This window comes from Bacillus pacificus (assembly GCF_020861345.1).
Taxonomy (GTDB): Bacteria; Bacillota; Bacilli; order Bacillales; family Bacillaceae_G; genus Bacillus_A; species Bacillus_A pacificus.
The window spans coordinates 4597542-4612096 of the sequence record NZ_CP086328.1 but is presented as its reverse complement, the minus strand read 5'-3'; the positions used below and the strand labels follow the sequence as shown (position 1 = coordinate 4612096).

12 protein-coding genes are annotated in these 14555 nt (G+C 35.2%); 7 read left to right on the top strand and 5 right to left on the bottom strand.

Translation table 11 applies throughout. From position 1 onward, the window contains the following. Positions 1-18: 18 nt before the first annotated feature. Entirely contained in the window at positions 19-1101 is a 1083-nt protein-coding gene (locus tag LMD38_RS23820) for a toxic anion resistance protein (RefSeq protein WP_001064413.1), read from the top strand. 35 nt (positions 1102-1136) lie between these two features. On the opposite strand, the gene LMD38_RS23815 is transcribed toward LMD38_RS23820, so the two are convergent. Further along, positions 1137-3803, bottom strand: a complete 2667-nt coding sequence (locus LMD38_RS23815) for a cation-translocating P-type ATPase (protein WP_227585540.1) — start codon at positions 3801-3803, stop codon at positions 1137-1139. A gap of 191 nt (positions 3804-3994) precedes the next feature. Continuing rightward, positions 3995-4219 carry a DUF1128 domain-containing protein gene (locus tag LMD38_RS23810; RefSeq protein ID WP_000366197.1) on the bottom strand — a complete coding sequence of 75 codons (225 nt, stop codon included), beginning with the start codon at positions 4217-4219 and terminating at the stop codon, positions 3995-3997. A gap of 174 nt (positions 4220-4393) precedes the next feature. Between LMD38_RS23810 and LMD38_RS23805 the strand changes: the two genes are divergently transcribed. From LMD38_RS23805 to LMD38_RS23795, 3 genes are read left to right on the top strand one after another with little or no spacing between them, the layout of a single operon-like run. Next, positions 4394-4858: a low molecular weight protein-tyrosine-phosphatase gene (locus LMD38_RS23805; RefSeq protein WP_000250909.1), complete on the top strand. Its 465-nt coding sequence runs from the start codon at positions 4394-4396 to the stop codon at positions 4856-4858. Positions 4859-4911: 53 nt separating this feature from the next. Beyond that, the gene (locus tag LMD38_RS23800) at positions 4912-5427 is read left to right on the top strand and encodes a DUF4075 domain-containing protein (RefSeq protein WP_001085393.1); all 516 of its coding nucleotides are present in this window, start codon (positions 4912-4914) and stop codon (positions 5425-5427) included. A gap of 6 nt (positions 5428-5433) precedes the next feature. Continuing rightward, on the top strand, positions 5434-6303 hold the full coding sequence (locus LMD38_RS23795; protein ID WP_098921050.1) for a YihY/virulence factor BrkB family protein: 870 nt from the start codon (positions 5434-5436) through the stop codon (positions 6301-6303). 186 nt (positions 6304-6489) lie between these two features. On the opposite strand, the gene LMD38_RS23790 is transcribed toward LMD38_RS23795, so the two are convergent. Further along, on the bottom strand, positions 6490-8415 hold the full coding sequence (locus LMD38_RS23790; protein ID WP_228920000.1) for a heavy metal translocating P-type ATPase: 1926 nt from the start codon (positions 8413-8415) through the stop codon (positions 6490-6492). Between the two features lie 270 nt (positions 8416-8685). Between LMD38_RS23790 and LMD38_RS23785 the strand changes: the two genes are divergently transcribed. Further along, positions 8686-9636 (top strand): DMT family transporter, encoded by a 951-nt coding sequence (locus LMD38_RS23785; RefSeq protein WP_227585542.1) that lies wholly within the window; start codon positions 8686-8688, stop codon positions 9634-9636. Positions 9637-9756: 120 nt separating this feature from the next. Beyond that, positions 9757-10437, top strand: a complete 681-nt coding sequence (locus LMD38_RS23780; RefSeq protein WP_001051060.1) for a lysoplasmalogenase — start codon at positions 9757-9759, stop codon at positions 10435-10437. Positions 10438-10490: 53 nt separating this feature from the next. Here the strand turns inward: LMD38_RS23780 and LMD38_RS23775 are convergent, their stop codons facing one another. Further along, a complete protein-coding gene (locus LMD38_RS23775; protein WP_227585543.1) occupies positions 10491-10775 on the bottom strand; it encodes a hypothetical protein in 285 nt (94 codons plus the stop codon). 183 nt (positions 10776-10958) lie between these two features. Here LMD38_RS23775 and lepB point away from each other — a divergent pair, with 183 nt between their 5' ends. Continuing rightward, entirely contained in the window at positions 10959-11495 is a 537-nt protein-coding gene (gene lepB, locus LMD38_RS23770; RefSeq protein WP_000983296.1) for a signal peptidase I, read from the top strand. A gap of 143 nt (positions 11496-11638) precedes the next feature. Here lepB and LMD38_RS23765 read toward each other — a convergent pair whose 3' ends face one another. Beyond that, on the bottom strand, positions 11639-14401 hold the full coding sequence (locus LMD38_RS23765) for a tetratricopeptide repeat protein (protein WP_016716372.1): 2763 nt from the start codon (positions 14399-14401) through the stop codon (positions 11639-11641). Positions 14402-14555 lie beyond the last annotated feature (154 nt).

The window sequence follows — 14555 nt, the reverse complement described above, 5'->3', positions numbered from 1 at the left end:
GGAAAGGGAGAATACCATATGAATAACCCAGTCGTACTAGATTCGAAAACAGAATTAAATGAGCAAACAGCACAAGATGTTCGCTTGCAACTTAGACAAGATGCGGATGTACAACGTATTTATAATGCGGTAGATATTAAAGATCAATTAGAATTAATTGAACTTGGAAAAGAACCTTCTATGGAAATTTCACGTTTTGCTGATCAAATTTTACATACGATGTCATTATCAAAGATAGAAGATTCTGGTGAATTATTAAAACAGCTTGGTAAAATTATGGACCGATTCGATAGCAAAGACTTTGCGGAAGAGAAAAGTGGTTTCTTCTCACGTATGTTCAAAAAAGCGGATAAAATGATTGAACAAATCTTTAGCAAGTATCAAACGATGGGCCGTGAAATTGATAAAGTGTATGTGGAAATTACGAAGTATCAAGATGAAATGAAAAAATCAATTGGTACGTTAGATGGTTTATATGAGCAAAACTTAAAATATTATTTAGACTTAGAAAAATACGTAGTAGCAGGAGAAATGTTATTAGAGCGTTTAAATACAGAGTTAGTTCCGATGTATGAAGAGCGTGTACGTAATAATGATCAATTAGCAGGTATTGAATTAGAGTCGCTTAAAAACTCTGTTGAAATTTTAGAACAACGTATTGATGATTTAGAAAAAGCGCGTATGGTTGCGTTACTGACAGCACCACAAATTCGAATGATTCAACGTGGTAATAATAAATTAATTGGTAAAATCAATACAGCATTTATTACGACGATTCCTATCTTTAAAAATGGTATCATTCAAGCGGTAAATGCGAAGCGTCAAAAGCTTGTTGCAGATTCCATGGCTGAACTGGATCGCCGTACAAATGAATTACTTAAGAAAAATGCACAAAATATCGCAACGCAAAGTGTGGAAGTAGCGAGATTATCCGGTTCTTCTAGTATTAAGATGGAAACACTCGAGGAAACTTGGAACATTATTTCAAGAGGTATGCAAGAAACACAACAAATTGAAGAGCAAAACAAACGTGAGCGTGAAGAAAGTCGCAAACGTATGGCTACATTAACGGAGAACATTAAAAAAGAATTACAAGGGTAAATGAAAAGGCAATGAGGACTATTCCTCATTGCCTTTTAGTTTTTCTTCGCTAATTTAATGATTTCATTCACAACGAGCGGAATGATACTTAATAAGAGAACAAATCCCCAATCTCGCAGCGTTAATGCATGCACACCGAATATATTTGCAAGGGGCGGAATGGAGATGATACAAACTTGCATAAGAACACCGATAAGAAGGGAGAAGACTAAATATTTATTTGTAAAAATCCCAATTGAAAAAATTGATTTCGTTCTTGAACGCAAGTTAAATGAATGAACGAGCTGAGAAAAACTAAGAACGACAAATGCCATCGTTTGAGCGTGTAATAGAGCATCCTCATCAATTCGCTCTGGGAAAAGAGGGAATAAATTTGTATCTCCAGTATAGAACTTTGCTCCGGCGATAAAGGCTATTAGCGTTAAAAGTCCAATGACAACCCCATTGAAAATAAGGAAAGGAACGCTACCGCTAAATAAGCTTTCTTTCGCATGTCGTGGTTTTTCCTTCATCACATCAGGATCTTCAGGATCAACCCCAAGTGATAATGCAGGCAGCGTATCTGTAATTAAATTTACCCACAAAATGTGAATAGGTCGTAGTGGTGTTGCCCAGCCGAGTAAAATGGCTAAAAATAAAGTGATAATTTCTCCGAAGTTACAAGAGAGTAGGAAGAGAATTGATTTTTTTATGTTACGATAAATGTTTCTACCTTCCTCAACAGCTTTCACGATAGATGAGAAATTATCATCTGTTAATACGACATCCGCTGCCCCTTTTGCAACGTCTGTTCCTGTAATGCCCATCGCTACGCCAACATCTGCTTGTTTTAAAGATGGAGCGTCATTGACGCCATCACCAGTCATAGAAACGATATTGCCTTTTGCACGTAATGCTTTTACGATCTTTACTTTATGTTCTGGAGAGACTCTAGCGAATACATGTAAGTGATCAATTTTGCTTGCTAGTTCTGTATCTGAAATGTTATCTAATTCAGTTCCAATCATAATTTCACATATGTCTTCAGCAATACCAAGTTCTTTGGCAATGGCGAAGGCGGTATCTTTATGGTCACCAGTAATCATAACTGTGCGAATACCGGCTTTTTTACATTCTGTAATGGAATCTTTTACTTCAGTTCGCGGTGGATCAATCATACCGACAAGACCAATAAAGATGAGGTTTTCTTCGAGATGATCTATATCCACATTGCTTGAATTGTATTGTTTAAATGCGAATGAAAGTACTCTTAAAGCTTCTCGGGACATTGCCCCGGCAGCTTCTAATATTTGATTTTTATCAGCCTCTGTTAGAACTTCGATTTTACCGTTTTTCAATATGTGGGTACATCGAGGTAAGAGCTTATCGATAGCACCTTTCGTCATGCTATAATAGCTGTCATCGTATGTATGCACGGTTGACATCATTTTACGATCTGAATCGAAAGGCATCTCGTTAACGCGTTCATGTATTTTTTCTAAATAATCTTTTTGCATATTAAAAGTGCTTCCGGCAACGAGAAGAGCAATTTCAGTCGGGTCTCCCGTTTGTGATTCATTGTTGTAAGACGCATCGTTACATAGCACCATATTTTCTAACAATAGACGTTGCACATTATTATTTACATTTAAATTTTCTAATTGATCGTATGTGTTATCACTATAAAAGTGAGTAACGGTCATTTTATTTTGTGTTAACGTACCTGTTTTATCTGAACAAATAATTGTGACAGAACCGAGAGCTTCGACAGCTGGTAGTTTCCGAATGATAACATTTTGTTTAATCATACGCTGCACACCAATTGCAAGAACGATGGAAACGATAGCTGGCAAACCTTCTGGAATAGCTGCAACGGCTAAACTAATAGCAGTCATAAACATTTCTAGTGTATCTCGTCCTTGTAAAAAGCCGATGAGAAACATAACGATACAAATCGCTACAGCAACAAAGCCTAAATACTTTCCGACTTGTGCTAAGCTTTTTTGAAGTGGTGTCATATCATCGTCTGCTTCATGCAACAGGGTAGCAATCTTACCAATTTGTGAGTTCATTCCAGTTTCAACAGCAACACCGACGCCTCTTCCGTATGTTACAAGGGTAGACATGAAGGCCATGTTTTTTTGATCACCGAGTGGTACTTGTTCATCACTTTGCATGGAAGGGTGGTAGATTGCATCTTTATCAACAGGGACAGATTCACCAGTTAGAGCAGATTCTTCAACTTTTAAATTTGCGGTTTCGATAAGGCGTAAATCGCATGGGATATATCGTCCGGCGTCGAGCATAACGATATCACCTGGAACGACGTGCTCAGATGGAATTTCTTTTAGTTCACCATCTCGCTTGACGATAGCTTTAGGTGTCGCCATCTTTTTCAATGCCTCTAAAGCTTGTTCTGCTTTCGATTCTTGGACGACACCGATAACAGCATTTAAAACTACAACGAGCGCAATAATACTTGCATCAGCCCATTCACCTACAAAGGCTGAAATAAGAGCAGCAATAATAAGGACATATACGAGGACGTCATTAATTTGGGCGAAAATACGTTGCCATAAAGTGCGTTTTTGTTTTGTAGCTAATTCATTAAAACCATATTGCTTTAAACGTTCATTTACGATTTCATCTGTTAAACCGTGTTGTTCATTTGTTTCTAAGTTGATTAATGTTTGATCTTTCGTCTTACTGTACCAATTGCTCATAAGTAAGCACCTCCAGTAAAAACAGTTAGCAATGGTAGTGTTGCTATTATTTGTGAGTAGTATGTATGGAGAAAAAAATCTAAGGTGAGGTTCTACTTCTATTGTACAATATTTTACAGTTGGTTGAGAGAAAGAGAAGAGTTGTCATGAATTTGTTGGAAGTAAAAAAGAGCCTCATAAACGAGGCTCCTTTACTTTTTAATTAATGTACCTAATTCTTCTGTAATAGCTTGCATTTCACTAATGCTGAATGTTTCACGTTTCATAACATGCTCATAAATGTCACGTAAGTCTTCGTACATTTCTTCATTAAAGCTAGCAGCTCTCATCGCTCCAGCATTAACCATACGTAATTTTTCTTTAATAGCTTCGACCATATATTCAACATTTTCTTCTGACTTTACGGATAAATCCACCGAAGTGTCCCCCTTTGAAATAACATAAGGTTATCTTAACATTTTTTATCATTTTCGTTAATGAATCTTTTCAATCCTATTAAATTAGTAGGGATTTCCTTTATATTTAATAATTGGTTGTTTATACTATAAGTATATATAAAGAAATGCACCAAGAAAGGAAGAAACAAAAATATGGTTCAAGTATTGTTTGTTTGTCTTGGGAACATTTGTCGTTCTCCAATGGCAGAAGCGATTTTTCGAGATCTTGTCGTAAAAGAGGGACTCGAAGAGAAAATTGTCATTGATTCTGCAGGAACTGGAGATTGGCATGTTGGCCATCCGCCACATAAAGGAACACAAAAAATTTTAAAAGAAAATGCAGTCACTTTTGAAGGAATTAAAGCAAGGCAAGTAGAAAAAGAAGACTTAACAAAGTTTGATTATATTATTGCCATGGACAACAAGAATATAGCAGATTTAAAAAGTTTAGGTAAAACTGGAGGCTATATTGGTAGGCTGTCCGATTTTGTTCCAGACGGTGGCTGGACAGACGTTCCCGACCCTTACTATACAGGGAATTTCCAAGAAGTATATGACCTTGTAACAGAAGGGTGTGCAAAGCTATTAGCTTTCATTCGAAAAGAACAAGGAATATGAGGAAGCTTAGAAAGAAATACTTTCTAACATAAGAAATGAAAGGGTGAAGGAATATGGCAAAGAAAAATAATATTGCTCGAAACATTGCGATTGGTGTAGCTGCAGGTGTAGCTGTATCTATGTTGAAGAAAGAAAACCGTGAAAAAGTAAAAAATACTGCAGAAAAAGCAAAAACAAAGATGATTGAAATTGGTGAAAATGCAAAGATCAAAGAAAAAGTGCAAACTGTTACAGATAAAGGACGCGAACTTGCTGATTTAAATGTAGTGAAAGCGAAAGTTGCAGAAATTAAAAAATTGACGCCATCTGTTGTAGAGACGTTAAAAGAAACGAAAGAAATTTTTAGTAAGAAAAAGGTTGAGCCAGCAGAGAAGCCAGAAACGATTGAAATTCAAGCTGTTTCTCCAAAAGTAGATGAACTGAAAGCAGAAGAAGAGCCAGTAGTTGCTGAAGATGGCGGTATGAAAGAAGCGCGTGAACTATTTATGAAAGACTCTAATGTAGAGGAAAAAAAAACTGAAGCGTACATTGAGTTGAAGCAAGATAAAGAAGAGAAGAAAAGCGTTTAAACATATATGAGAAAAATTTTAGAAAAGGTGAGAAGAAATCGTACTTATTCGTTTGGTAAAGATTTGTATGACCGGACGATGCGCGATGATGTAGCGGGCTTGGCAGCACAGCTCGCTTATTTCTTCTTGCTTGCGATTTTTCCTGGGCTTGTTTTCTTAATTACGCTTCTTGGATTCATTGACCTTCAAACAGAAAGTGTGCTCAACTTATTAGAACCGTACGTACCCGAAGATGCAATGTCTTTAATTGAAGTAAACGTTGATAAAGTTGTAAATGAGCAAAATGGTGGTTTATTATCATTTGGTTTATTATCAATGTTATGGTTTGCTTCAAACGGGGTAAATGCGGTTATGAATGCTTTTAATCGTGCGTATGATGTAACAGAAACACGTTCCTTTATTAAAACGAGAGCTTTATCCATTGTGTTTACATTAGCGATTATTTTTATGATTGTGTTTGCGCTAATTGTTCCAGTGTTTGGACAAGTCATTGGAGCAGCGGTATTTAAAGCAATTGGGTTATCGGATAGTTTTTCTTACGTGTGGAGTATTACGCGGTTAGTAGCGAGTTTCTTCGTGCTATTTGCATTGTTTAGTTTTATATATACATTTGCACCAGATCGAAAGTTAAAAAGAAGAGAAGTCATTTCAGGAGCAACATTTGCTACTGTAGGATGGATTGTGGTATCGTACTCATTTGCTTATTATGTAGATAAGTTTGCGAATTACGCGAATACATATGGTGGTCTCGGTGGTATCATTGTTTTAATGTTATGGTTTTACTTAACTGGATGGGTAATTTTACTCGGCGGTGAAATTAATGGTTTACTCCATCATTATAGGACGGGTGACAATAATTCCCGTAATGAAAAGTGAGCTCTTGTTCCATAATAATAGGGAACAGGGGGGATATTTCATGAGTAATAATAAAAAGAATCACAACAATAAAAATAATAATAAACAAAAGAGTAGTTCGCATCCAAAGCATAAAACAAGCGGTAGTGCGAACGGGCATAATAGCTATCACTAAAATAAAACGGGTCCTCTATGAGGGACCCGTTCTTATTTGTTTCCTTTTAATAATCGTAAGCCATTCAAAATAACAAGAATCGTACTTCCCTCATGTCCGATAACACCGAATGGAAGAGCTAAAAATTGTAAGAAGTTTGAACAAATGAGCATTGCAATTACAGCTAGTGAAAAGATTACGTTTTTCTTTACAATACGGTTCATTCGCTTTGATAAACGGATTGCTTGTGAAAGTCGAGATAACTCGTTCTTCATAAGTACAACGTCTGCCGTTTCTAAAGCTACGTCTGTTCCTTCTCCCATCGCTACACCAATGCTAGCAGTAGCGAGTGCAGGGGCATCATTTATACCATCTCCGACCATTGCTACTGTCCCGTATTTTTCTTTTAGCTTTTTAATCGTTTCAACCTTTGTTTCTGGTAAGCATGATGCGTAATATTCCTTTATGTTACTTTCAGAGGCAATAGCTTTTGCTGTTTCTTCATTATCTCCAGTAATCATAATGGCCTCGACACCGATGCTTTGTAATTCGCGAATAGCAGCTATTGTTTCTTGGCGAAGAGTATCTTTTAAAGCGATAAGTCCAAGGATGCCATCCTCATCACTAATATAAACGACAGTTTTACCTTCTTTTTCAAGTGAGGCAGAAATACCATTATGAAATGTCTTTGTTTCTTCACCGATAAAATCAGCTTTACCTATTTTATAAGCTTTGTTTTCGAATATTCCTTTTAGCCCAAAACCAGTTACATCTTCAACGTTTTCTGGTTTTTTTAATGTAATGTCATACGTATGTTTTGCATATTTCACAATAGATTCAGCTAAAGGATGTGTAGAGTGACTTTCAATTGCTGCTGTAATAGAAAGTACTTCTTTTTCTGTCATATTTTCTCGAACATATACATCTGTTACAGTAGGTTTTCCTTCTGTTAATGTTCCTGTTTTATCAAAGGCAATTGCTTTTACTGAAGCGAGACGTTCTAAATGTATGCCACCTTTAAAGAGAATTCCGTTTCTTGCACCGTTAGAAATAGCAGATAATGTTGCTGGTGTAATGGCAGCAACGAGTGCACAAGGAGATGCGACTACAAGTAAAATCATAGCGCGATAAAACGTTTCATTCCAGCTCCAATCCAGCAAGAAATGAGGGACGAACATCATAAGCGCAACAACGAGTAGTACACCTTTTACATATGTTCCTTCAAACTTTTCGATGAATAGTTGTGATGGTGATTTTTCACTCTGTGCACTTTGAACGAGACGGATAATTTTTTGGAATAATGTTTGATCGCTCGGCTTCGTAATTGTAACTTCGATAGCACCGCGTAAATTTACAGTACCAGCAAATACTTCATCACCATATTTTTTTTCATTTGGAATAGGTTCACCAGTAATCGCTGCCTCATCGATATTTGTTTCACCGCTATGAATTGTACCGTCAGCAGGAACGCGCTCACCTGGTTTAATTAGAATAATGTCGTTAATTTGTAATCGTCCAACAGGAACACGTTCTTCAGTTCCATTTGAAATACGTAATGCTTCTTCAGGTTGTAGATCAAGAAGCGCTGAAATTTCTTTTTGACTTTTACTTAATGTATAAGATTCCATCGCACCGCTTAGTGCGAAGATAAAGATTAAAATCGCGCCTTCTGCCCAGTAGCCAATGATTGCAGCGCCGATAGCAGCAAAGAGCATAAGCATTTCGACATTTAGCTCTTTCTCCTCAATTGTATCTTCAATACCTTCTTTTGCTTTTGCATATCCACCAACTATATAAGCAAGGATATAGCAAGTAATGCCTACATTCATTACATCGTTCTTTGTGAATAACCAACCAGCTAAAATGAAAATACCAGATGCGATTGCAAATATAAGTTCATAATGTTTCTTTAATGTATCCCATAAAGAGGGATGAGAAATAGACTTTTGTACTTGTAATGTTTTTACTTCTGAGTTCATTACTACTCGCTCCTTCCAAATTCTTATTGAGAAAAAGAATCAAAATCGAAACCCCTATAAAACGACGAAAGCTGCCATCCATAATGGATAGCAGCATTTCTGTTGAAACTGATTTTAATAGTTATTATGTTGTAATTATTCTATAGTATAGCATATGTTTTCGTTAGATGATATGTTTTTGTTTGTTTAGAAACTGAAAACTTGTGTTTTCTCAATTCCTTTGGTATATATGAATACTGTTCATAAAAAGGTCGGAAAGGAAGACAACAAGTGAAGACAGAGAAATTTTTTACCCATCCGATTGGCGTATTTATTGCTGCAATAGTAGCAACTTTTTTATGGGGAAGCGCATTTCCTTTTATTAAATTAAGTTATGCTGAACTTGGAATTCAGCCACAAGAAGTTGGAGAGCAAATATTATTTGCTGGCTATCGTTTCTTTTTATCTGGGGTTATGCTTTTATTCTTCTTTAAAGCGTTAGGAAAAGATATGAGCTTCAAAAAAGGAACGGGGAAGCAGTTAGTACAAATTGGCTTATTTCAAACATTTCTTCAATATATATGTTTTTATATTGGGATGAGTTATAGCTCTGGTATTGAAGGAGCTATCATTTCAGGAACATCATCATTCTTTCAAATTTTACTCGCACATTTTTTATATAAAGATGATGCTCTTAATGTGAGAAAAGTAATTGGAGTTTCTATCGGCTTCTGTGGTGTCATTTTAGTAAACGTGCCGAGTGATGGTAGTTTGTCATTCCATTTCGGAATCGGTAGTTTATTACTTCTGAGTGCAGCAATGTTGTACTCGTATGGGAATATATTGGCGAAAGAAGGTAGTAAAACATTAGATGTTGGCTATATGACAGCATACCAAATGATTTTTGGTTCTATCGGGCTATTATGTATAGGGGCTTTGCAAGTTGGAGTTATGCCATTTACATTCAGTGTACATGCAATACTTATGCTGATTTACTTATCTTTCTTATCCGCAGCAGGATTTTGCATTTGGAATACAATTATGAAGTACAACAAGGTTGGAAAAGTATCAATGTATATGTTCTTCATACCCGTATTTGGTGTGCTATTATCGAGCATGATTTTAGGAGAAGCAATTCACTCATTCGTACTATTCGGTTTAGCATGTGTAGCCGCGGGAATTATTGTGGTGAATCGGACACCAGCTAAGCAAAAAATAGAGCAAGAAAAACAAGTAGCATAGAAAGAGAAGACGATTACAAAAGAAGAACAGTACAGTTCTTCTTTTTTTAAATAGAAAAAGGATAATAGACTAGGTGTAACGAAAAAAGATACAAAAAGCATTTATTGGGGAGAACATGTTATGAATCTACTTTATATGGTATTAATTGGACAAATCATTCTTTTTTTAATTGGTGCAATGTACGCAATAGGGCAGACGAAAAAAACAAGAAATAACATGCCGTTACCTTTAGCGGTGCGTCTTATTCTTAGTTTTTCGTTAACAGCAAGTGCAATTTGGATATGGTTACAAGATCCATCAGTAGATTATAGTACGTGGGTTGCACTAGGTATGACGTTATCAACTGTAGGGGATTTATTTATGGCAGGTTTAATTCCAATTGGTCACAGGCTAATTGGAGGGATGATTACTTTCGCGCTTGCGCATTGTTTTTATGTAAAAGCATTTTTGCAAACAGGCATTTCATGGAATGGTTTTTGGATTGGTTTACTTGTATACGGACTCTTTCTCATTATAGGATGGTTCTTCTTTATTCGAAATGAGAAACAAGATAAATTGTTTACGATAGGAGCGCTAATTTACGGATTGTGGGTTGGAGGCATGGCTTGCTTTGCGTTCGCCTTATACTATGAGAATACAGGAATATGGTGGATACCAGCTTTTGGTGGCTTACTATTTGTCATTTCTGATTTTATTATTGGCGTGACAGATATTGGAGGACGCAAATTAAAGTATGAACCACTTTGGATTTGGTTTACATATGTAGCGGCTCAAATGTGTATTGTATATGTGGGAATATAAAAAGGTACTCTTCGAATAGTGGATAGACTATTTGAAGAGTATCTTTTTTGTTACTATGCTACAATGTTTTTTTGTTGTAGAGCAGAAAGGCTGTATTCATCTGCTGCTTTATAACCTTGGGATAATAAATCATTGATGTAAAGCTTGTTGTAAATAAAGCAGAAGACTAAGTTAGAGAATCCGAATGTAAATATACTAGCGACTAAAATAATTAAAAACCATTTCCAGTCTCCACGGAGTATAGCAGGGAAGAAACCAAAGAAAAATACAGTCCAACTAAAACCAATTTTTGCTTGTTTAATTTGACCAGTATTTTCATTTTTAAGCATAACTTTCATAGAAAAAGTCCTCCTAAGTAACTAAAAATATAATGATAAATGCAAGATATAGTACAAAATAATACATTCTTGAATATCATTATTTGTATTTTTGTAATATTATAATTATATAATTCAGAATTTTGTGGAAAATACACGGTTGAAGTCTTTATAATAAAAGTAAAAAGATGATGAGATGGTGGAATGATGCAAAAGAAAAAACGTTTGCGTGAATTCTTTGGAACAATTGCAATTGCTTGTTTGCTCGTGTTTTTGGCGAAAATTTTCGTATTTTTTCCTACGACTGTAAAAGGGGCTTCTATGAAGCCGACGTTACAAGATGGGGATAAGGTGATTGTGAATAAGTTGGCAAAGCAATTTGAAAGTTATGGGAGAGAAGATATTATTGTTGTAAAGACAGATAATTTTTATGTGAAAAGGGTTATTGGTTTGCCTGGCGATGTTATTGAGGTGAGAAATGATCAATTATATGTGAATCATGAAGTGATAGAGGAAGCGTATTTGTATAGTAATAAAAAACAAGCTGAAAAAAAACTTATGAATTTAACGGAGGACTTTGGACCGATTACAGTTCCTAAAAATAAGATTTTTGTTATGGGAGATAATCGCTTAATAAGCAGAGATAGTAGAAATGGTTTAGGACTCATTGATAAAGCGGATGTATTAGGAGAATTAGCGGCAATTTATTATCCATTCGAACATATGAAAATAATGAATTAAAGTAAAAAACCAAGCAAATTTCAGTTTGCTTGGTTTTTTATCCCGCTTTAATGGGCAGTAAGACCCCCATCTCAAAATTCAGCGAAAGCAAGGAAGTTAGGTGGGGGATGAAGAACCCCCACTGATTAAAGTTTCACTTTATGTTAAATCGTAGGAGACTCATTAAATTCATAGACGTCTTCATTGTTTTTGTTCGTACTTAAAACGAATTTGTGCTGCAATAGTTGCAGTTTAAAGAATGCTAACGGATCGTGATAAGTTTCTGGATTGCTTCTTAACGTTGCTAATGTTTGCTCGTCTTCCTGTATTTCAAGTTGAGCGGCTTCTACATTTTGTTTCAATATGCTAAGTGGATCTTTAAAGAACATCATGATATCTCGTTCTAATGCGCCTTCAAATACTTCAAATTGAAGGAAGAATTGTTTTGAGATTGTTTGAGCAATTTCCGTATAATCTTCCGTTTCAATGTATTGTTTATATTTGTTTGCAAGCATAGATTGATTTTTTTGCATGTTACCAAACAGTTTTCCTGCACTCTTTAAGAAAAATTGTGTTGGTGTAAAGCGTAATAAAATATTGATGTTCGATACTGTAATTCTATTTGTCATACGTACAACATCTCGATGCCAATCATCTAGTAATTTGAAATCGCAAGGAAGTTTCATACGTTCTTCTTTATATAATTTATTAAACGTTTCACTCATTTCATCTAAATAAGATTGAGCTTGAATAAATTCATTATGCGCTGTTTCAATCCACTCTTGAATAAACCCAGTAAATTTAGGGAGAAGCACTTGCTGTACATGTTTTTGAATTCGTTCGTTCATCGCAGTATTTAATTCTTCATGAACTAATTTGAAATCACTATCTTCTTGAACAAGGTCAGAGCAGCTCTGTAATAATTCAGGAATTTGAGAATGGATATCTCTTGTGATTTCTTCTTTCGTTAAAAGATAAGATTCTGTAATAGAACGAATTTTATCTTTTTCAAGAGCAGTAAGATTGTTAATAAATCCGTTTAGTTTTACTGAGATATGTTTATTCCAACGTACTGATTTGACTAATGTATTTTCTAATTCCACACGTTCATTTACAAGGTATGCGATTGTCTTTTGAGTAAACCATATTAGTTTTTCGATACGTTCTTGTTCTATATCTCGTTCTGCTAGATTAGAAAGAATAGACTCTGTCACGTCCCCAAGTTGTTGGCTCCCCTCTTGTGAAGGAGAGTATGGGAAGAACTGCGCATTTGGGAAATGGACTTTCATCTTACTTATTAGTTTTTCATTCGTATCCGCACTATTTGTGTGTAATACGAAATGAATTTGTAAGTTTGGTACTTGTTCACGTAAATAAAGTAATGTATCAAGTTCTTCACCATGTAACGATGAAGCAGAATTTAATACGTAAATAAGGCTATCTGCGGCTTGTAAGTATTCAAAATATGAGCTGTTTTTATCCACTTGTCCTTGAACAGATGGTGTAACAAGAAATGCAAATTTATTCTTTCTCAAAAATCTACTTGGTAATTTAATTTCTATACATTTGTTCTCAAGTTCTGATTGTTCAGGTGTAGCCATTATTTGATGGAATTCATCAAAGTTCGGTATATTGTGCACATCTAACGCAGTGAATTCTGTTATTTCAGTTTGGCTATCATCTTTAAATAGAATAGGAGTTGTTATAGTTTCAGTTAAGATGTTTTCTCCTAATATTGAATTGACGAATGATAATTTATCATGGTCACTAGTTCCCGCAATTAGTAATTTTGTAACATTTAAATCACATAGTTCATGAACGAGTAACGTAAATTGATGACTTAAATCTACATCATTTTTTTCAGCCCATACAGCAATTGTTTCGAATAAATGAGAAACAGTTTCCATATTTACATTTGTTTCAGCTGTTGAATTAGAGAGTAGGGCTCCCGCACTTTTTACGAGTAATGACTCTAAAGTTGTAGGTGAAACTTCATTCCACGCTAACACTGCAGCAGAGACGAATAGGGCGTCTTTTGCTCTCGTTAAACTAAACCAATTTGTTAATAAGTCAGGTACAAGTCCTTGCATTTCATGCATGAAATGTTCACCAGTAATTAATTCAAAGTACGTATCTTGATAGCGTTCAACAATTTCATGCCAATCGTCATTGTTGTCTGTCTCAATATGTAAGAATAAATGATTGATTGTTTGAATCCAAGGTAGATGTGATTTTTCATTTTGATAGCTGTTCCAAAGAGCGATAACAAGTTCCTTAAATTGGACTTGATCAATTGCATATAAAGCTTTTAAAGATTCATAGAAATATTCTGGTTTGATTTGTTTCGTAAATCCTTGATTCACATAATTAATTAAAGTATCGAACCAATGTAATGATTTTGTTCGAATTCCTTCTTGAACGGCAAGTTCGATGGCGTTATTCCAATCTTCTTGTTTTTCATAGAACGAGCGAGCAATTGAAGTAATATTTGGATAGTCAGGTTGAAATGCAACAGCTTCACTAATCGTCTTAAATGCTAGACCTAAACGATCTTGTTCGATATAAAGAGAAAGAAGTTGTAAGGAAACTTCCATTGTAAGAGTTGTATCTTCCGTTTGGATAGATTGATACATTTCTTCTGCTTTTGGTAAGAATCCTAGTTCAAAATAAGCATCTGCAATATTTTTGGTTGCCCAAAGTGCAAGCTCATTATTTACTTTCTCCCATTTAAATATCGCTGCTTCAAAGTCTTTATTTTGGTAATACAATTCACCTTGAGCAAAGCGAATATTAGAAATGTTGGAGAATTCATTTGTAGATTCATTTATATATGCTTCACCGAGTACTTCTGATACTGGAGTAGAAGTTTCTTCTGTTAAAAATGTTTTATAGTAAACCTTTTGGATAAATTGATTTTCAATGGTCATGTTCGTTCCCCCTGTATAATTTAGAAAAATGATGTTGTATGTAAAGGGTGCATGTTCTTTTAATAGGTAGAAGTTGCATTATATCGACCAAACTATGTTTTTGCTAGGTATATCATTTTTCCTGAGAGTTAAACCGTTGCGAAAAGTAACTTTC